Source organism: Paenarthrobacter sp. E2MeOHC11, from assembly GCF_058744955.1.
In genome coordinates, this window is sequence record NZ_CP196673.1 from 3,881,193 (window position 1) to 3,899,266 (window position 18,074).

At 60.3% G+C, this 18,074-nt stretch carries 14 protein-coding genes; 10 read left to right on the forward strand and 4 right to left on the reverse strand.

The genetic code is table 11. From position 1 onward, the window contains the following. The first annotated feature begins 33 nt into the window (after nt 1-33). The 4 genes from ACSSVG_RS18070 (at nt 34) to secA (ending at nt 6,013) form a co-directional block, all read left to right on the forward strand. Nucleotides 34-1,038 carry a ComF family protein gene (locus tag ACSSVG_RS18070; RefSeq protein WP_492415799.1) on the forward strand — a complete coding sequence of 335 codons (1,005 nt, stop codon included), beginning with the start codon at nt 34-36 and terminating at the stop codon, nt 1,036-1,038. A gap of 143 nt (nt 1,039-1,181) precedes the next feature. Further along, a complete protein-coding gene (hpf, locus tag ACSSVG_RS18075; RefSeq protein ID WP_231337997.1) occupies nt 1,182-1,910 on the forward strand; it encodes a ribosome hibernation-promoting factor, HPF/YfiA family in 729 nt (242 codons plus the stop codon). Nucleotides 1,911-1,939: 29 nt separating this feature from the next. Next, entirely contained in the window at nt 1,940-3,229 is a 1,290-nt protein-coding gene (locus ACSSVG_RS18080) for a winged helix-turn-helix domain-containing protein (protein ID WP_492415800.1), read from the forward strand. A 42-nt stretch (nt 3,230-3,271) separates the two neighbouring features. Next, a complete protein-coding gene (secA, locus tag ACSSVG_RS18085) occupies nt 3,272-6,013 on the forward strand; it encodes a preprotein translocase subunit SecA (protein ID WP_492415801.1) in 2,742 nt (913 codons plus the stop codon). A gap of 110 nt (nt 6,014-6,123) precedes the next feature. On the opposite strand, the gene ACSSVG_RS18090 is transcribed toward secA, so the two are convergent. Both ACSSVG_RS18090 and ACSSVG_RS18095 read right to left on the reverse strand, forming a co-directional pair. After that, on the reverse strand, nt 6,124-6,546 hold the full coding sequence (locus ACSSVG_RS18090; protein ID WP_231338000.1) for an Rv3235 family protein: 423 nt from the start codon (nt 6,544-6,546) through the stop codon (nt 6,124-6,126). A gap of 158 nt (nt 6,547-6,704) precedes the next feature. Beyond that, nucleotides 6,705-7,478 carry a LysM peptidoglycan-binding domain-containing protein gene (locus ACSSVG_RS18095; RefSeq protein WP_492415802.1) on the reverse strand — a complete coding sequence of 258 codons (774 nt, stop codon included), beginning with the start codon at nt 7,476-7,478 and terminating at the stop codon, nt 6,705-6,707. 148 nt (nt 7,479-7,626) lie between these two features. Here ACSSVG_RS18095 and ACSSVG_RS18100 point away from each other — a divergent pair, with 148 nt between their 5' ends. Further along, complete coding sequence (locus tag ACSSVG_RS18100; RefSeq protein ID WP_231338002.1) at nt 7,627-8,214, forward strand: calponin homology domain-containing protein; 588 nt, start codon at nt 7,627-7,629, stop codon at nt 8,212-8,214. Here ACSSVG_RS18100 and ACSSVG_RS18105 read toward each other — a convergent pair. After that, the gene (locus ACSSVG_RS18105; RefSeq protein ID WP_231338003.1) at nt 8,211-8,432 is read right to left on the reverse strand and encodes a helix-turn-helix domain-containing protein; all 222 of its coding nucleotides are present in this window, start codon (nt 8,430-8,432) and stop codon (nt 8,211-8,213) included. The genes ACSSVG_RS18100 and ACSSVG_RS18105 overlap by 4 nt on opposite strands. Nucleotides 8,433-8,587: 155 nt before the next feature. On the opposite strand from ACSSVG_RS18105, the gene ACSSVG_RS18110 reads away from it, so the two are divergent. From ACSSVG_RS18110 to ACSSVG_RS18125, 4 genes are read left to right on the forward strand one after another with little or no spacing between them, the layout of a single operon-like run. Beyond that, nucleotides 8,588-9,232 (forward strand): flagella basal body P-ring formation protein FlgA, encoded by a 645-nt coding sequence (locus tag ACSSVG_RS18110; protein WP_492415803.1) that lies wholly within the window; start codon nt 8,588-8,590, stop codon nt 9,230-9,232. Next, complete coding sequence (locus ACSSVG_RS18115; RefSeq protein WP_492415804.1) at nt 9,229-10,539, forward strand: CpaE/TadZ family protein; 1,311 nt, start codon at nt 9,229-9,231, stop codon at nt 10,537-10,539. The genes ACSSVG_RS18110 and ACSSVG_RS18115 overlap by 4 nt, the downstream gene beginning before the upstream one ends. Before the next feature lie 57 nt (nt 10,540-10,596). Further along, nucleotides 10,597-15,453 carry an NAD-glutamate dehydrogenase gene (locus ACSSVG_RS18120; protein ID WP_253468565.1) on the forward strand — a complete coding sequence of 1,619 codons (4,857 nt, stop codon included), beginning with the start codon at nt 10,597-10,599 and terminating at the stop codon, nt 15,451-15,453. Nucleotides 15,454-15,484: 31 nt separating this feature from the next. Further along, nucleotides 15,485-16,954 carry a sensor histidine kinase gene (locus ACSSVG_RS18125; protein WP_231338009.1) on the forward strand — a complete coding sequence of 490 codons (1,470 nt, stop codon included), beginning with the start codon at nt 15,485-15,487 and terminating at the stop codon, nt 16,952-16,954. Nucleotides 16,955-17,080: 126 nt separating this feature from the next. On the opposite strand, the gene ACSSVG_RS18130 is transcribed toward ACSSVG_RS18125, so the two are convergent. Continuing rightward, nucleotides 17,081-17,329, reverse strand: a complete 249-nt coding sequence (locus ACSSVG_RS18130; protein ID WP_003804966.1) for a WhiB family transcriptional regulator — start codon at nt 17,327-17,329, stop codon at nt 17,081-17,083. Between the two features lie 238 nt (nt 17,330-17,567). On the opposite strand from ACSSVG_RS18130, the gene ACSSVG_RS18135 reads away from it, so the two are divergent. Then, on the forward strand, nt 17,568-18,068 hold the full coding sequence (locus tag ACSSVG_RS18135) for a hypothetical protein (protein ID WP_492415805.1): 501 nt from the start codon (nt 17,568-17,570) through the stop codon (nt 18,066-18,068). Nucleotides 18,069-18,074: the final 6 nt, after the last annotated feature.

Genomic DNA, 18,074 nt, shown 5'->3' on the forward strand with positions numbered 1-18,074 from the left:
CCGGCCGAGCCGGTAACTGGGCAGGCTTGCAGGATGACTTCCCCAGGCATCAGGAACGGGCACCGTGGTTGGCGGGTCGTGAGCGGGGACCCCGACCTCCACGCCTCAGATCCTGTCAGGGCGCACCGACGTGGTGGGGAACAGCGTCGCTTTGACCGGCTGATATCCGCACTGCGGGGAGCCATGGCTGACCTGATGGCTCTGTTGGTTCCGGTTGAATGCGTTTGCTGCGGAGTGGAGGACACCGTTTTGTGCGGCGGCTGCGCGAAGCGTGTCCGTCAACTGTGCAGGCAGCCTTACCGTGCGGAGCAGGAATCGCCCGCATTGGTTGACGTCGATGGCACGGCAAAACTCGAAGTGGTCGCAGCGGGCCCGTACCGGGATGAACTGGCACGATGCCTGCTGTCATTCAAGCACTTTGGCCAGTGGCGTCTGGCAGGTGTTTTGGCTCCTTGCCTCGGCAAGGCGGTGGAGACCGCCATTGGAGGACAGCCAGGCTATTGCCTCGTCCCTGTTCCCACGAGCGGCCGGGCATACCGCAAACGCGGATTCAGCCCCCTGCACCTCCTGCTTCGATGTCTGCGGATGCGCCGCGTCCTGCCGCAATGCCCCATCATTGACGCACTTGAGAAGAGGCCGGCAATACCGGTCCACGCAGTCAGCAGAGATTCCTTGCGGGGGCTCACTGCCCGGATGTTCCAGATCGTTTCGGATAAGGACGGGACAGGCCGCGAAGCCGGCCAAAAGGGCTTGGGGAGGGGTGCGCGGGCCAGCAAGGTCCGGGGGTCCATGAGGGTACGCAGACGGCGTTTGGACACGATCAGAGGCATGAGGTGCATTCTTGTGGACGATGTCCTCACCACCGGGGCCACTCTCGCTGAGGCAGCGCGGGCCGTCAGGGCTGCTGGCGGAGTGGTGTGCGGCGCCGTCGTGCTCGCGGCCACGAGGCCACCAGCCTACGCTTCAAACAGCACCGCAGACTATCCGCGTGAAGCCCTTAAGACTCAATCAAAAAATAAGTGGCTAAAGGATGAATAACGCGTGGCGATGAACTAACGTCGGTTGTGGGTACCAAGAACAGATGTACCTGTCGATAGCGGCTCGGAAAGGGGCTCGACTGTCCGTCAGACTAGCCCCCAACAGCGTCGTTGTCGTGTCACCTGAGTTATTTGGAGGGCACCATGGAGTTCATGATCAGCGGACGAAATCTCACAGTTTCTGACCGCTTTCGCGAATACGCCGGCGAGAAAATCTCAAAGATTGAATCGCTGGGGGATAAGGTCCAGCGAGTCGACGCCAAGGTTTCCAAGGAAACCAATCCCCGGCAGACGCCGGGCCAGCTCACCGTCGAAGTGACAGTCCTGGGCCGCGGCCCCGTCATCCGTGCCGAGGCCACAGCCGCTGACAAATTCGCTGCTTTCGATCTCGCGTACAACAAGCTTCTTGAGAGGCTTCGCCGTGCGAAGGACCGGAAAAAGGTGCACCACGGCCGCCACACGCCTAAGGCAGTGCGGGAAGCCACAGCAACACTTGAGCCCGCCAGTGCGAGCGAACCGCTCTACGTTGAAGCCAGCAATCACCAAGAGTCTGTGCCGCAGGCAGAAGAGCGTTCGCCCTACGACATCGAGAACGACATTCCGGCTGGCGATTCACCCGTCCTGATCCGCCGGAAGGTGTTCCCCGCCGCGTCACTGACCCTGGATGATGCAGTGGACAGCATGGAACTCGTTGGGCACAACTTCTACCTTTTCCTGGACAAGGAAACCAATGCGCCGTCTGTCGTGTACCGGCGCAGTGGTTGGACGTACGGTGTGATTACCCTTGACTCCACGTGCGAGCCTGGCGAGGAGGCCGTGGAAGAGAAGATTCACGCCTACCGCTCTGACGACCAGGCTTCGACAGCCAAGTAAGGCAATATTTCCTGAATGAAGGGACTTCCATGACCGCTTCGCTGAGCCTGTCACAGGCACGGCGGATCGCATTGGCAGCTCAAGGATTGGCAAAGGTCCGGCCCACCGGCCCCGTGACTGCACGGGTGGTGGGCCGGACCTTTGCCCAACTCCAGCTTGTCCAGATCGATTCCGTAAACGTCGTGGCCCGAAGCCACTACCTTCCGTTCTTTTCCCGGCTGGGCAACTACGACCCACTCATCCTCCAAACCATGGCTGGCCGGAAGCCACGCAGGATGATGGAGTACTGGGCACACGAGGCCAGCTTTATCCGCCCGGAGCACTTTCAGGACCTGTTGGTGTGGCAAAAGCGGGCGTGGGTGGGAGCCCACCACCTGGATCCCGGTGTCCGTCAGGAGATGGAGGATCGCATCCTCGCAGCCCTCACGGCAGGACGTCCCATGACCGCGTCCGAACTCACCGCAGAACTCGGACATGCCCAGGCAGCCGAACGTGACAACTGGGGGTGGAATTGGAACATCGTCAAGCGGGTCCTGGAACATCTGTTTGAAGAGGGAAGAGTGTCGGCTGCTTCCCGGACCCCTCAATTCGAGCGAAAGTACACCCTGACATCAAGGGTCGTACCAAACTTGGCCTTGTCCGGAGGCGACCCTGAGGAGTCACTTGACCGGTTGATGGATGCAGCCGCCCAAGCCCACGGCATTGGTACTGTGCGCTGCTTTTCCGACTACTTCCGGACGCCCCTCAAGGCGGGAGCTGATTCGGTTCAGCGGCTGGTCAGGGCTGGTCGCCTTCAACGAGTGTCAGTCAGTGGTTGGGACAGGGAAATCTATCAGCATGTCAGCGCCGGAACACCACGCATAGCCAAAGGGCGGGCGCTGCTGAGTCCATTCGATTCCCTGGTTTTTGAGCGCCGGCGGCTTGAAGAACTGTTTGGCTTCCATTACAGGATTGAGATCTACACCCCTGCCGCCAAGCGCCGATTCGGCTACTACGTCTTGCCGTTCCTGCTTCGCGACGGGATCGTCGCGCGCGTGGACCTGAAAGCGGATCGGGCGTCCGGCCAGCTCTTGGTACGCTCGGCATTCGGTGAGGTTGGTGCACCGGCGGATACCGCCGTCGAACTTGCTGCCGAACTTGACCTCATGGCCTCCTGGCTTGGGTTGCAGGAAGTGGTGGTGTGGCCCGTTGGAGATCTCGCCGGCGTGCTCGCCGAGGCCGTGGCACGCCGCCGTGATCGCACGAAAGAGCACGGGCAACCGGGCAGTCCGCTCACAGGGGAACCCGGCAACGTGGCGCTGGTCTCTCCCGTAGACTGAAACAGCCAGAATTCGGCAGCATGAGACTGGGAGCAATTTCACGTGGCATCACTAATCGAAAAACTTCTCCGCACGGGTGACAAAAAGACACTCAAGCAACTGCGGAACTATGCCGATTCCATCAATGCCCTGGAAGACTCCTTCAAGTCCTTCACGGATGCCGAACTACGCGAGGAAACGGACCATCTGCGTTCCCGCCACCAAGATGGCGAAACTCTGGAAGCCCTCCTCCCGGAAGCGTTCGCTGCTGTTCGTGAAGCTTCCTCCCGGACTTTGGGCATGAGGCACTTCGACGTACAGCTTATGGGTGGTGCCGCACTTCATCTGGGCAACATCGCAGAAATGAAAACCGGTGAAGGCAAGACCCTCGTGGCCACGGCGCCGGCCTACCTCAACGCCCTCGCGGGCAAAGGCGTCCACGTCGTCACGGTCAACGACTACCTCGCTGAGTACCAGTCAGAACTCATGGGCCGCGTCTACAGGTTCCTGGGCCTCACCAGCGGCTGCATCCTTTCCAACCAGGACCCCTCAGTGCGCCGGCAGCAATACGCCGCAGACATCACCTATGGAACCAACAACGAGTTCGGCTTCGACTACCTGCGCGACAACATGGCGTGGGATGCAAGCGAACTGGTCCAGCGTGGCCACAATTTCGCGATCGTGGATGAGGTCGACTCCATCCTGATTGATGAAGCACGTACTCCGCTCATCATTTCCGGGCCGGCGCAGGGCGACACCAACCGGTGGTACAGCGAATTCGCCAAGGTCGTGCTCCGGCTGCAGCCAGAGGTCGACTACGAGGTTGACGAAAAGAAGCGAACCGTAGGCGTGCTCGAAGCCGGTATTGAAAAGGTGGAGGATTACCTCGGAATCCAAAACCTTTACGAATCGGCCAACACGCCTTTGATCGGCTTCCTCAACAACGCCATCAAGGCCAAGGAACTGTTCAAGAGGGATAAGGACTACGTCATCCTCGACGGCGAGGTCCTGATTGTTGACGAACACACCGGGCGTATCCTGGCTGGACGACGCTACAACGAAGGCATGCACCAAGCCATCGAGGCCAAGGAAAACGTCGAGATCAAGGCCGAGAACCAGACTCTCGCCACAGTGACCTTGCAGAACTACTTCCGCATGTACTCGAAGCTTGCCGGCATGACCGGCACGGCCGAGACGGAGGCCGCGGAGTTCATGAGCACCTACAAGCTGGGTGTCGTTCCCATCCCCACCAACCGCGACATGCAGCGCATTGACCAGTCCGACCTTGTCTATAAGAACGAAGTCGTGAAGTTCGACGCCGTCGTGCAGGACATTGCCGAAAGGCACGAGAACGGACAGCCGGTGCTGGTCGGCACCACCAGTGTCGAGAAGAGCGAGTACCTCTCCAAGCTGCTGGCCAAGGAAGGCATCAGGCACGAAGTCCTGAACGCCAAGAACCACGCGCGCGAAGCCTCCATCGTGGCCCAGGCCGGACGAAAAGGGGCTGTTACCGTCGCCACGAACATGGCGGGCCGCGGAACTGACATCATGTTGGGCGGCAATGCCGAATTTACTGCCATCGCAGAGCTTGCAAAGCGCGGGCTTGACCCTGAAGAGAACTCGGAAGAGTACGAGGCAGCATGGCCAGAGGCGCTTTCGGCAGCGAAGCAAGCGGTCAAGGACGAACATGAAGAAGTTCTCGACCTTGGTGGACTTTACGTGCTGGGTACCGAGCGCCACGAATCGCGCCGGATCGACAACCAGCTGCGCGGCCGTTCAGGACGCCAGGGCGACCCTGGTGAGTCCCGCTTCTACCTTTCGCTGACGGACGACCTCATGAGGTTGTTCAACTCTGGCGCGGCAGAAAGGCTCATGAACAGCTCCGTTCCGGATGACGTTGCGCTCGAATCCAAGCTTGTTTCGAGAGCCATCGCATCCGCCCAAGGGCAGGTGGAAGGGCGCAACGCCGAACAGCGTAAGAACGTCCTCAAGTACGATGACGTCCTCAACCGCCAGCGTGAAGCCATCTATGGGGACCGTCGTCGAATCCTCGAGGGTGACGACCTCCACGAGAAGGTCCAGTTCTTCCTGGAAGACACCATCAACGCCCTCATTGATGCCGCCACTGCCGAGGGAACTGGGGACGATTGGGACTTCAACCAGCTTTGGGCCAATCTGAAGACGCTCTACCCGGCAACCGTTACCGCTGAGGAAATCATTGAGGAAGCGGGCGGCAGGTCCAGGGTCACGGCCGACTTCCTGAGGGATGAGATCCTCTCAGATGCCCGGCTCGTTTACCAGGCACGCGAAGAGGCCATCGGGTCTGAGAGCATGCGTGAGCTTGAACGCAGGGTGGTGCTTTCGGTGCTGGGGCGCAAATGGCAGGAACACCTTTACGAGATGGACTATCTCAAGGAGGGAATCGGTCTCCGGGCCATGGCCCAGCGCGATCCTTTGGTGGAATACCAGCGCGAAGGCTTTGTCATGTTCCAGAGCATGATGGAAGCCATTCGCGAAGAAAGTATTGGGTTCCTCTACAACCTTGAGGTAGAGGTAACACCCGCCGAGGATGTTGTAGTGGCTGACGACACTGCCGCTGGAGCGCACACCGAACATCATGAGCCACAAATCCGGGCGGCCGGCCTGCAGGCGCCAGAGAAGCCGGCACAGCTGCAGTACACTGCTCCCGGCGAGGATGGGGCCACTCAAACGCGCATCGAGGGCCGTGCCTCAGGTCGATCGGGTAACCCTGCCAAGGCAGCAAGCCAGGATCAGCGCAAGACGGCAAAAAAGAAGCGTCGCTGAGCCATTCCGCTGGGGCGGGACAAGCGCGGTATGTAAAGGGGGGGACCTCGGACTCATTGTCCGGGGTCCACCCTTTTCGTACGTGGTCATGGTGGCCGGGAGCGGTGGTGCTAACCGATTTCCAGAGCGGTGACCCGCCAGATGCCGTCGAAGCGCTCCAACCTCATGGCGATGGCCCGGCATCTTTGTTCTTCTGCAACAACGATGCTTGCTTCGCAAATAATTGCGGATATGGAACAAACCCTGACGGAACGGACCATGGGGCTCCGGTGTGGCCGCAAATTGGCCCGGATTCTGGCGGCGTGCTTGCGCGTGAGGGCGGCCCGATGCTGGAGGGAAAGGTAGCATTCCGGATCCAAGGACCTGGAAAGCTGGCTGACCGGGCGGGTGCCGGCCAGAACCTCCAACGCTGCCTGGGCGATGCTGCGCGCAACCAGCCGTACATCGATATCAGGGGCCTTAGAGCCCTTCGCGGCGATAGGACGTTTGGCGCTCCGGCGCCCTGCCGGGTGGCTTGCAGTTGCAACGGTCATGGTCATACCCTCTGGCATTCACTACTTGAGCCCGGGCGTGGGGACGCCCTGCTCGAATGGCTTCTGCTGGGATGACGCTGGAATTAACTTTGACGCGCGGACCTGGCCCCTGAGCGGGTGTCGTCCAAGATTTGAAAGGGCGGCGGAGACCCTGGATGCTAGCCGGGTAAGGGCGGCCGCAGCACTTGGCCCGGAAGCACCACGGAGGGGTCACCGCCTATGACGGTCCTGTTGGCGGCGTACCATTTGGGCCAGGCCAAGGCGATGTCGACGTCCGTGGCAAAAGGGCCCAGCCTCGAAGCGGCGATCGACCAGAGGGTATCTCCTGCTTCAACTACCACGCCGGTTTCGTTGGCAGTGGCAACCTGCCGGGAGGACTGACGGCTCAGCAGCCCTGGATCAGTCACTAGGGGCCCGGGCTGCCAGCGTGGATCATCGACCGGGGTTCCCGTTTCTCCGACGCCGGCCGTTTGTGGGACAGAGGCGGAGCCGACCAAGGACATCGGCGTCCACACTGCGGGTGCAGCCTGCACGGATTTACCGGCTTGCGGTTTCCAGCCCGGATCGGGCGTTTCCATACTGGCGTGCGCCACTGATGCACCAAACAGATTCAAGCTCAGCACTGCCACTGCCAGTCGCACCATGAATCCGGGGCTGAACTTGGAGATGAAGTCAGCTCTTCTCTGCTGTCCGCCACGGTGCAAGAGCGAGGTGAGGAAGGCGATCAGAAGGGAAAGGATCCACCACATTACTATCCCCGCACCGACGGCGCTCGAAACAAAACCGAGGAGGTGTTCAAACGACATGCTGTGCCCGTGGCGCTCCGCGGACTGCCACTGACTCACGAGCACGCGGCCCACATAGCTAAGGAGCAGCCCTAGTCCAAGAATCGATACGGCCAGGGCAGTGTCATTGCGCAATGCTCGTGCCATTCAGGCCCCCAGGCTCCGTTTGATCGATTTTGATGTCATTTGAACCGCTTGGACTATTTTGAGCACATTTGTTAGTGCTTGTCCAATCGGATTGACGAGCCTTTAACGGGATTCGCCGTACCTACATGTTGCAGCCTAGTCTGACCACATGAGATGGGACTCTCTCTTCGATGACTTGGAAGCACAATTTTCAGCAGAGCGCGCCCTGGAAAGGGAATCCGAGATATCGGAGCGGGCCAGGGTCGAACTTGCTGCGATTGAGCTGGGGGACCGCCTTCGAGCCGTCGCCGGTTCCGGGATCAAAATTGTCCTGGCTGATGGCAGCATCATCCGCGGAAGCCTGCGACATGTAGGCGGCGAGTGGTTGGGGCTGGTGGACGGATCTCGGGAATGGCTGGTTCCCTGCGCTTCAGTGCTCTCATACGAGGGACTGGGCAGATCGGTCCGAAAGCCTCTGTCCCCGATGCAGCGTTCGCTGGGGATTTCCGCTGCCTTGAGGGCGTTGGCCAGGGACCGTGCCGAACTGATTGTTTACCTTAGTGCTCGGACGGGGGATGGCTACAAAGTACAAGGCGTCATCGACAGGGTCGGTCGCGATCATTTCGATCTCGCGGTTGTCCCCGACGGCGAGGTGCGTCGGGTCGGCAACGTGAGGGCAGTGTTGACCATCCCTTTCAGCTCGCTGGCAGCACTGTCATCGGCCGGCGGCCAGGATCTGCCCCGCGGCAACTACTAGGTCTGGGGTGACTTGGTCTTAGCCTCTTCGATCATGCGGCTGGCTTCTGCATAACGTTCCTGGATGTACTGCTCAAGCATCGTTTCCTCGATACGCCATTGCCCCCGGCCCCCTACCTGGATGGCTTTCAATTCTCCGCTTCGGACAAGGGCATACGCCTGTGGGGAGTTGATTTGGAGTTGTTCGGCGACGTCCGCCAGAGTCAGGAATCGGGGCATGGATCCATTTTGCCACTGATGCCCCCGTTTGGTGCACTTATCCACAGTTTCAGGCCATTTGCCCTCATTGGCTTTGGTGCATGAGAAGTCGTCGGTAAAGAATGGTGTGGCGGGTCAGTAGTCCATGCCATTACTCATGACGGGGGAGCAGGGAAATGGGTTCAGCAGCCATCGTTGCCGGCCAGAGACTGAAGAAGCCATCGTGGAAGGACCCCCGCCTTCTTATTGGTGTGTTACTGGTGTTGGCGTCCATCGCGGGCGTCATAGCCTTGGTCGGCACAGCTGACAGGACCACGCAGGTCTATGCGGCCCGGGAAGATATCTCCGTGGGCCAGGCGGTGACGGCAGCGGACTTGTCTATCGTCAAAGTCCGGCTTGGTGACATCGAGTCAAGTTACGTGACAGTGGAGGAGGGCCTTGCAGCGGGCAAAGTCGCTCTGCAGCGGGTGGAGAAGAATCAGCTTATTCCCCAGCAGAGCCTGGGCAAGGCCGACGCCTTGAACAGGAAGCCAGTCGCCATTTCAATGGATGAAGAACTCCCCGAGCAAGCAACGCCTGGTGCGCGCGTGGACGTATGGGTTTCCATGCCGGGTTCGAACAATGCGTATGACAAGCCGCAGCTGTTGCTGCCAGGTGCAGAAATTGCCAATGTGGCCTCGGGATCCGATACCTTGGGCGCCTCGAAGACCACCGTGGTTCAGGTCTTGGTGACTGATGAGCAGATACCCAAACTGTTGGGTGCCCAGGCGAACAAAGCTAATATTTCCGTAGTCTGGAACCCAGCAGGCTCAGGCCAATGAGTATTCCCATTGTTACTGTCGGCAGTGCGCAAGAGGCCGTAGTCGGAGGGCTGGAACGACTTCATGGCCCGGTGACGGTGGTTCGTCGTTGTTCTGAGCTGGCTGAGCTGATGGCTGCCTGCCAAAGCGGCCTTGCGATGGCTGCTGTCGTGGCTGAGGGCTCCGAGGAACTGACGACAACTTTGGTCGATCGGCTTGGGGCGGTTGGAGTTTCCATCGTAGCCTTGACGGACGATCCAGCCGAAACCCACCGTTTGCGGTCAATCGGTGTTGTCGCAGCAGCTTCCGGAATAGAACCTTCAGCACTCGCAGCCAGAATCTCCGAGGCTGTTGCCCGCGAGCACACCCGCGGCCGTCTGGGGTCGGGGCATGACGTGGGATTCGCAGATGCCGGGGAGGACTTGGTCTTAATGCCGGCAACCGAAATTGCGGACGAAGTGTCAAGGGGCGCAGGCCAGGTCATTGCCGTCTGGGGGCCTGTAGGTTCGCCAGGCCGAACCCTCGTCGCGGTCAATATCGCAGCGGAATTGGCATTGAATGGTCAATCTGTCCTTCTTGTGGACGCTGACAGCTACGGTGCCAGCGTCTCTGCGGTTCTGGGACTCTTGGACGAGTCCGCCGGCCTGGCCCAAGCGTGCAGGCTCGCAGATCAGGGCATGCTTGACGTCAGCTCCCTTAAGACGACGGCTATCCCTGTCTTCACCAAGGGTGGCTCATTCCGCGTACTCACGGGTACTACACGCGCTGACCGTTGGACCGAGCTCAGGTCGGCGGCACTCTCACTGGTACTCGAACGAGCCAGGCACTTGGCGGATGTTGTGGTCGTGGACACAGGGTTCTGCCTCGAATCGGATGAAGAGCTGAGCTTTGACACCATGGCACCGAGGAGAAACGCTGCAACCCTCCGCAGCCTGGAAACAGCAGATGTCGTGTTCGCCGTGGGGGCAGCGGATGCGGTCGGGGTGCCACGCTTGGTTCGTGGACTGGCCGAACTTGAAGCAGCAGTTCCGCAAGCATCCCCACGTATCGTGCTGAACAAGGTCAGGCGCTCCACCGTGGGCCATTCGCCAAAACAGCAATTGGAGGACGCCTGGGACCGCTACGGCCCGGGAACGGGAATCCATGCCTACCTGCCGGCTGATCCGGTGGCCTGCGACGCCGCATTGCTTTCCGGATCGGTTCTACTCGAAGTTGCACCAGAATCGGCGCTTCGTGTCGCCATTGCCAATTTGGTCTGTGCGCCTGCCCAGCAAAATCCAAAATCTTCTGTACTAACTACCAGAGCCTCCCGCTTCCTAAAGCGCTAGGCTCACCATGTGGGCTGCAGAGTCGCAGCAATCAACATGTGATGGAGGCGTTTGTCGATGTCGTCAGGATCCAGCGTAGAGGATCGGTCCGATGCAGCAGTTGTCCGGGAGGGGTTCTTTGGTGACTACTATGAGCACCTCGCAGAGGAGGACTCCCGCGCATACTCTCCTGAGCTTCTGATATCGCGGGCTACCAATCACAGAAGTGTCGCGCAGTCCCGTTTGCCGGGCAACGCCGTCGTCGAGATCGCCAGTGAGGCTGACCGAAGCGTCGTCTACATCGTCACGGACGATATGCCGTTCCTTGTCGACTCTGTTAACGCAGAACTCGTTCGCCAGAACTGCGCCATCAGGTTGGTAATGCACCCCTTGTTCGTGGTCACCCGTGATCGGGTGTCCGGGGAACTGCGCAATATTTCCAGAGTTCCGTCCAACGTCGGAATATCCAGCGGCGATACCGCTGCCTTACCCAGCATTGCCCATCTTCTCGGTGACGGCGACAACGCCTCCCATATGGAGTCGTGGATCGCTGTGGAAATCGACCGGGTCAGCGACGAAGCCCGTGCAGAATTGATCGCAGGACTGCAACGTGTCCTCGGTGATGTCAAGGCGGCGGTCGAGGACTGGCCAAAGATGCGTAGCAAAGCACTTGAACTGGCTGAAGCACTTGGGAGCGTATCCCACCCTGAACAAGTCGCCGAACTCCGGCAGGCCCAGGATCTCTTGCGGTGGCTGGATAACGGTAACTTCACGTTCTTGGGATACCGCGAATACGATCTCGTTGACGAAGAAGGTGAGGACGTCCTTCAACTGCGTGATGACAGCGGTCTTGGGCTTCTCCGCGCGGGCGACACCACACGCCAGGTCCAGCATCTGACCGATGCCGGTCGTAAGCGTGCCCGGGAAAAGCGCGCACTGGTGATCACCAAGGCGAACTCCCGGTCCACAGTTCACCGGCCCGCGTATCTCGACTACATCGGAGTCAAGAGCTTTGACGCTTTGGGCAACGTTAATGGGGAGCGGCGCTTCATCGGGCTATTCGCAACGAGTGCGTATACAGGATCTGTCCGGAACATCCCCATCGTTCGCGACAAGGTCGACGCCGTACTGCGGAACGCAGGGTTCCCGATTGACTCTCATTCCGGCAAGGATCTCCTCGGCATTCTGGAGACGTACCCGCGTGATGAACTGTTCCAGATCGAAATAGCGGACCTGGCTGCCACAGCTACCGGCATTCAGCGCCTGCAGGAACGCCGCCGGACCAAGCTCTTCCTCCGCCCTGACATCTATGGCCGCTTCATGTCTGCAGTCGTATATCTGCCCCGCGACCGCTACACCACCAGCGTTCGCCTTCGGATCGAGCAAGAACTACGGGAAACCTTCCAAGCTGAGAGCATCGATTACGAGGCTCGAATAACCGAGTCTGCCTTGGCTCGTGTCTTCTTCCGGATCAGGCTGCCACGTACAGCTGAACTCGCTGAAGTCAACGTGGCGGAGCTCGAACACCGGCTGATGAGGGCATCCCGATCCTGGAGCGAAGGTGTTGCCGAGGTCCTCCGCGAACACCGCCCCGCGGAGAATGCCGATGTCCTGTCTGCGCTGTGGGCCGAGGCATTCCCGGCAGGCTACCGCGTCGACTACGAGGTTGAGGATGCGCTGGAGGACATCGAACGCTTCGAGAAATACGGAGCGCAGGCCGAGCGTGCCGGGGAAGCAACCAAGCAGGTCAAGCCGGGTGTTCACGTGTACCTTCCCGACGGTGCCGGCGAAGCCTTGGAGGAGGACGCCCGCGTCAAGCTCTACCTCATGGAGCCCAAGAGCTTGAGCCAGATCCTTCCGTACTTCCATAATCTTGGCCTTGAGGTATTGGACGAACGGCCTTTCGAAATAGAAACGTCCGACCACCGCGACTTCTTCCTTTACGACCTCGGGCTGAAGTATCCCGCCGGTGTCGATCCCATCGCCACCGGCGACCTTCTCGCCGATTCCTTTGGAGCTGCCGTCACGGGGGCCGTGGAATCGGATAACTTTGACCGTCTGGTGCTGCGTGAAGGCATGCACTGGCGGCAGGTGGTGGTTCTCCGCGCGTACGCCAAGTACATGCGCCAAATGGGCAACACCAACTCGTTCGGTTTCATAGCCGACACGCTTCTGGGCAACCCCGATGTCGCCCGGGGGCTTAACGCCCTCTTCTCCGCCCGCTTCGATCCTGCGGTAGCGGAGGATCTCCGGCCTGAACGCCAAGCCGCCGCCCGGGCAGCCCTCTCGGAGTCCATTGAGCAGGTTGCCACCTTGGATGCGGACCGTGTACTGCGCACTTTCGTGAACCTGATTGAGTCCACCCTGCGGACCAACTATTTCCAGAACAAGGAATACCTCAGCTTCAAGCTGGACCCTACGTCGATTGACGGGCTGCCCTTCCCACGTCCCATGTTCGAGATCTGGGTCTACTCTCCCCGGGTAGAGGGCGTTCACCTGAGGTTCGGAAAGGTGGCCCGCGGCGGCCTTCGCTGGTCGGACCGCAGGGAAGATTTCCGGACCGAGATCCTCGGCCTCGTGAAGGCGCAGACTGTCAAGAACGCAGTCATCGTGCCTACTGGCGCCAAGGGTGGGTTCTTTGCCAAGAAACTTCCCAACCCGGCAACCGACCGTGCAGCCTGGATGGCTGAAGGAATTGAGAGCTACAAGACCTTCATCCGGGGTCTGCTCGACATCACCGACAACCTCGTAACTTCGGCTGATGGCGAGAGGCTTGTACCGCCGTCGGACGTCGTTCGACACGACGGCGACGACTCCTATTTGGTGGTGGCAGCGGATAAAGGAACGGCGACGTTCTCTGACACCGCCAACGGGCTGGCTGCCGATTATGGCTTCTGGCTGGGCGATGCCTTTGCCTCCGGCGGATCCGTCGGCTACGACCACAAGGCCATGGGTATCACTGCACGTGGTGCGTGGGAGTCAGTCAAGAGGCACTTCAGCGAGCTCGACCTGGACACCCAGACCGAAGAATTCACCGTAGTTGGTGTTGGCGACATGTCCGGTGACGTCTTCGGTAACGGGATGCTGCTTTCCCGTCACATCCGGCTTCTGGCGGCTTTCGACCACCGGCACATCTTCCTTGATCCTGCACCTGATGCCGCGACGTCCTTTGCGGAACGGCAGAGACTGTTCGAATTGCCTCGGTCGTCCTGGGACGACTATGACAGGTCGCTCATCAGCGAAGGTGGCGGCGTTTACCCGCGCCATGCCAAGACCATCCCGGTTTCCGACCAAGTCCGCAAGGCCCTGGGCTTGCCCGATGGCACGACGCAGCTGAGTCCGCCCGAACTTCTTCGTGCGATTTTGTTGGCTCCGGCAGACCTTCTCTACAACGGCGGCATTGGCACGTACGTCAAGGCCAGCACGGAAACACATGCGGCCGTTGGCGACAAAGCAAATGATGCCATTCGTGTGGACGGCCGCGACCTTCGGGTCAAGGTCGTGGGCGAAGGCGGAAACCTCGGTTTGACGCAGCGCGGACGTATCGAAGCGGCCTTGCAGGGGGTCATCCTTAATACAGACGCGATCGACAACTCTGCCGGAGTGGACTGCTCCGACCACGAGGTCAACATCAAGATCTTCGTTGATCGCATGGTCGCGGCCGGAAAGCTGGATGCTGCAGAGCGCGCGTCTTTCCTGGCGGCCATGACGGACGAAGTGGGACGCCTCGTCCTGCAGGACAATATCGACCAAAACATCCTGCTCCTGAACGATCGGACACGGGTTGCCGACTGGAGCCCGAGTTACGAGCGCCTGATGGACTGGCTGGAGAAGTCTGCCGACCTCAAGCGTGATCTTGAAGCGTTGCCCACCACGGATACCCTTCGTGCGAGGTTGGAGCAGGGCCAGGGTTTGACGTCGCCCGAACTGGCGGTCCTGGCCGCCTACGCCAAGATCGAGCTCGGCGCTGCGTTGCGGGACAGCAACCTTGCCGACGATCCTTGGTTTGCGGACACCATCCGCAACTACTTCCCCCAGCAATTGCGGGAGAAATTCGACGCCGAGCTGGACACCCACCCCCTGCGGCGCGAGATCATCGCAACTGTAGTGGCCAATGACATCATCAACCTGGGCGGCATCACGTTTGCTTTCCGGGCGATCGAAGAGACGTCGGCGAACGAGGTAGCAGTCGCCAAGGCATTCGTGGCGCTGCGTGAAATCTATGACCTCGATCCCATGGTGGCGGAGCTGAACGCACTCCCTGCATCTTTCCCGACGGAACACTGGAGTGAAGTCCACCTGGATATCCGTCGACTGCTCGACCGGGCAGTGCGATGGGTGCTGGGACAAGGGATGGCGTCACAGCCGATTTCCAAGGTTGTCGAATCATTCAAGCCGATGATGGTGCCTTTGAGGGCCAAACTCCTGGACTACCTTCGGGGCGAGGACAAGGTCCGCATTACTAGTTGGCTGGAGAAAGCCCGCGGCTGGGAGCTGCCTGAGCATCTTGCCCACCGGTGGGTGGAGCTCTTCGAGAGTTACGCACTTTTGGACATCTCCAGGATTGCCCAAGGCGGCGGCGACAGCGTCGAGGATGTTGCGCATGTCTATTACACCGTGTTCAACCGCTTCCACGTGGACTCGCTGCTGGAACGAATAAGTTCATTGCCGCGGGATGACCGTTGGCAGGCGCTGGCTCGGGCAGCACTTCGGGATGACTTGTACTCGACAGTGGCGGATATGACGACGTCGGTCCTTGAGTCGACGGAGTCCGGCACCGTGGCTGAAGACCGGCTGAGGGCTTGGGAAGGCCAGAATGCCGAGCAACTCGGGCGTGCCAAGACCATGTTTGATGAGGTCAACGCTCTCGAAGCCGACGACATGGCTTCACTGTCGGTAGCATTAAGGCTCTTGAGGTCAATCGTTCGACGCTAGGGCAACACCCGGCGTCGCAAATGGAGGTGCAGTGGCAATCTTTACAGACCCCATCAGGGAACACGCTGATTTCGGGCCTGGAGATGCCGAATGGCTGCACCTCCTCGTCGGTGACTGGCAGATGGTCGCTGACTTGGCTTTCGCGGACCTCGCGCTGTGGTTCCCGCATCCGGAGTTTGGGTACATCGCCCTCGCCCACGTTCGTCCGTCGACATCCCATACGGTGTTCCACGCGGACTTCGTGGGGGAGGGCATCCGATCTGACCTCCGCCCCTTGGTGGACAAGGCATGGAACAGCCGTTCCATCGAACGTTCCAGCGAGACAAGCTGGAGCAGCGAGATGGCGCTTCGGGTTGAAGCTGTCCCCATGGTGCGCAACGGCAGGACACTCGCGGTTGTCACGTCCCACATGGACCTGTCCAGCTCCCGCATGCCTTCAAGGCTGGAACTGACGTACCGCCAGTGCGCGTATGACCTCTTGCGGATGGGAACCCTCGGGCTGTGGCCCGATTTCGCTTCTCCGACGGGTTCTCGGCGAGGAGCGCCGCGTGTAGGGGACGGCCTTATCAGGCTCGATGCCGAAGGCATCGTCCAGTATGCCAGCCCGAATGGCGTCTCTGCCTTCCGCCGACTCGGTGAAGTTGAGTCACTCGAGGGCCGGTCTCTGGCGGAAGTGACAGCTGGCCTCCTCAAGGACCGCCGCATGGTGGACGAGACACTGCCGTTGGTTGTCACCGGCCGAATGCCTTGGCGCAGCGAGATTGAATCAAGGGGCGTCAGTCTTTCCCTGCGGGCCATTCCTTTGCGAGATGAGCAGCATCGATTCGGTGCCCTTGTCTTGTGCCGTGACGTCTCGGAATTGAGGCGAAGGGAAATGGAGCTCGTCACCAAGGACGCCACCATCCGGGAAATCCATCACAGGGTAAAGAACAATCTTCAAACTGTGGCGGCCCTGCTGCGCATGCAATCGCGGCGCATGGTCAGCGACGAAGCTAAGCAGGGTCTGGAACAAGCGATGCGACGCGTGGCCACCATCGCGCTGGTGCACGAGACCCTTTCCCAGGGGCTAACGCAGAGTGTCGATTTTGACGAACTGATTGGGCGTCAGTTCCGGCTGTCTGCCGAAGTCGCGTCACCGTCCCAACAGGTGCGAACCGAGCGCTCGGGGATGTTCGGCGAGTTGCCCAGTGATTTTGCCACCCCTCTGGCGTTGGTGATCAACGAACTTGTTACCAACGCCGTGGAGCATGGCCTTGAGGGCCGTACGGGTACGGTGTGGCTGTTGGCAGATCGGGCAGATGGCGACGGCAACGACGAATTTCTGACCGTGACAATCGCCGACGACGGCGTGGGGCTGCCGGACGGACAGTACACGGAGGGCCTGGGCTTGCAGATCGTCCGCACGTTGGTGACAAGCGAGCTCGGTGGATCCATTCAGTGGAGCCCACGCGACGGAGGGGGCACCGCCGTCGAAATCGTCTTGAACCTGGCGCGCGCGTAGGACTTCGGATGGTCCCTCAACTACCCGGGAGAGCGCACCACTGAAGCTTGGCTTAAAAGCTGACGCTTGGCTTAAAGAGAAAGGCCGCGGACCGAAATGGTCCGCGGCCTTCCTTGATCCTGAGGTCTAGGAAGCGCGGCGTGCGCGGGCGGCGCGACGCTTGAGGGCCCGACGTTCGTCTTCACTCATGCCGCCCCAAACACCGGCGTCTTGTCCGGACTCCAAAGCCCACTGCAAGCAGGTGTCCACGACGGGGCAGCGGCGGCAGACGCTTTTGGCTTCCTCGATCTGCAGAAGTGCGGGTCCGGTGTTGCCGACTGGGAAGAAGAGCTCCGGGTCCTTGTCGAGGCAGGCTGCGCGATTACGCCAATCCATGCTGATCAGTCACTCCATTCGTGAGAACTAGATAGGCCTTTTGTGAAAACATTCACGAGAGGCTCCAAAGGAAAGGGGCCCGCATGGGCCCCCTTGGTCGTCTGAGTCAAGCGTTTCATGTTAACGCCTTGTAAACAAGGGGTGTTAGTGGTCGAAATGCCCGGAATCCGTGAGCGATGCATCACATCAGCCGCCAGTGCCCTCACTGCTAGACGACTATGTCCGGTAGTGTGCCAGTGTGTCAAGACCTCCCGTAAACCCTGCCCAACCCGCCTCCGGACCGGAGCCTCGGGACGATTCAGATGTGCAGGCGCACCACAAAACCAGCAGCCCGGGCGGCAGTCACCGACCCCGGGGCGTCCTCGTGATTTCCGCCGTAGTCCTGTTGGAAGCCCTCGCTCTCCTAGGTGCCGCCGCTTGGTACGCGTTCGAACTCCTCACCGGGGCGCCGGTGCTGACTTTTTGGGGAGCTGTCTTTACTCTGGGGCTCCTCCTGGCTTTCTCGGCGTGGTTGTTCGCAGTGGGACATTTCCTGTTCCGCGGATATCGATGGACGCGGGCGGCGGCGCTGGTGGCCCAGCTGTTTGTCCTAACCATTGGGTTCCCCACTATGACCGCCGGGCTGGTACTGCAGGGCCTCGCGATGGTCGTCCCTGCAATTGCGGCGATCGTCTTCCTCTTCCACAAGGACGTTATTGCTTACGCATCACGCACAGGCGGTACGCCCGGGGTCCTCTAAGGCAAC

Bases quoted from the DNA above. Each gene is read 5' to 3' on its own strand.
- ACSSVG_RS18105 (WP_231338003.1), bottom strand. From the start codon at position 8,432: ATGCCCCGATTCCTGACTCTGGCGGACGTCGCCGAACAACTCCAAATC.
- hpf (WP_231337997.1), top strand. From the start codon at position 1,182: ATGGAGTTCATGATCAGCGGACGAAATCTCACAGTTTCTGACCGCTTT.
- ACSSVG_RS18100 (WP_231338002.1), top strand. From the start codon at position 7,627: ATGAGATGGGACTCTCTCTTCGATGACTTGGAAGCACAATTTTCAGCA.
- ACSSVG_RS18130 (WP_003804966.1), bottom strand. From the start codon at position 17,329: ATGGATTGGCGTAATCGCGCAGCCTGCCTCGACAAGGACCCGGAGCTC.
- ACSSVG_RS18095 (WP_492415802.1), bottom strand. From the start codon at position 7,478: ATGGCACGAGCATTGCGCAATGACACTGCCCTGGCCGTATCGATTCTT.
- ACSSVG_RS18120 (WP_253468565.1), top strand. From the start codon at position 10,597: ATGTCGTCAGGATCCAGCGTAGAGGATCGGTCCGATGCAGCAGTTGTC.
- ACSSVG_RS18080 (WP_492415800.1), top strand. From the start codon at position 1,940: ATGACCGCTTCGCTGAGCCTGTCACAGGCACGGCGGATCGCATTGGCA.
- ACSSVG_RS18110 (WP_492415803.1), top strand. From the start codon at position 8,588: ATGGGTTCAGCAGCCATCGTTGCCGGCCAGAGACTGAAGAAGCCATCG.
- ACSSVG_RS18070 (WP_492415799.1), top strand. From the start codon at position 34: ATGACTTCCCCAGGCATCAGGAACGGGCACCGTGGTTGGCGGGTCGTG.
- ACSSVG_RS18090 (WP_231338000.1), bottom strand. From the start codon at position 6,546: ATGACCGTTGCAACTGCAAGCCACCCGGCAGGGCGCCGGAGCGCCAAA.
- ACSSVG_RS18115 (WP_492415804.1), top strand. From the start codon at position 9,229: ATGAGTATTCCCATTGTTACTGTCGGCAGTGCGCAAGAGGCCGTAGTC.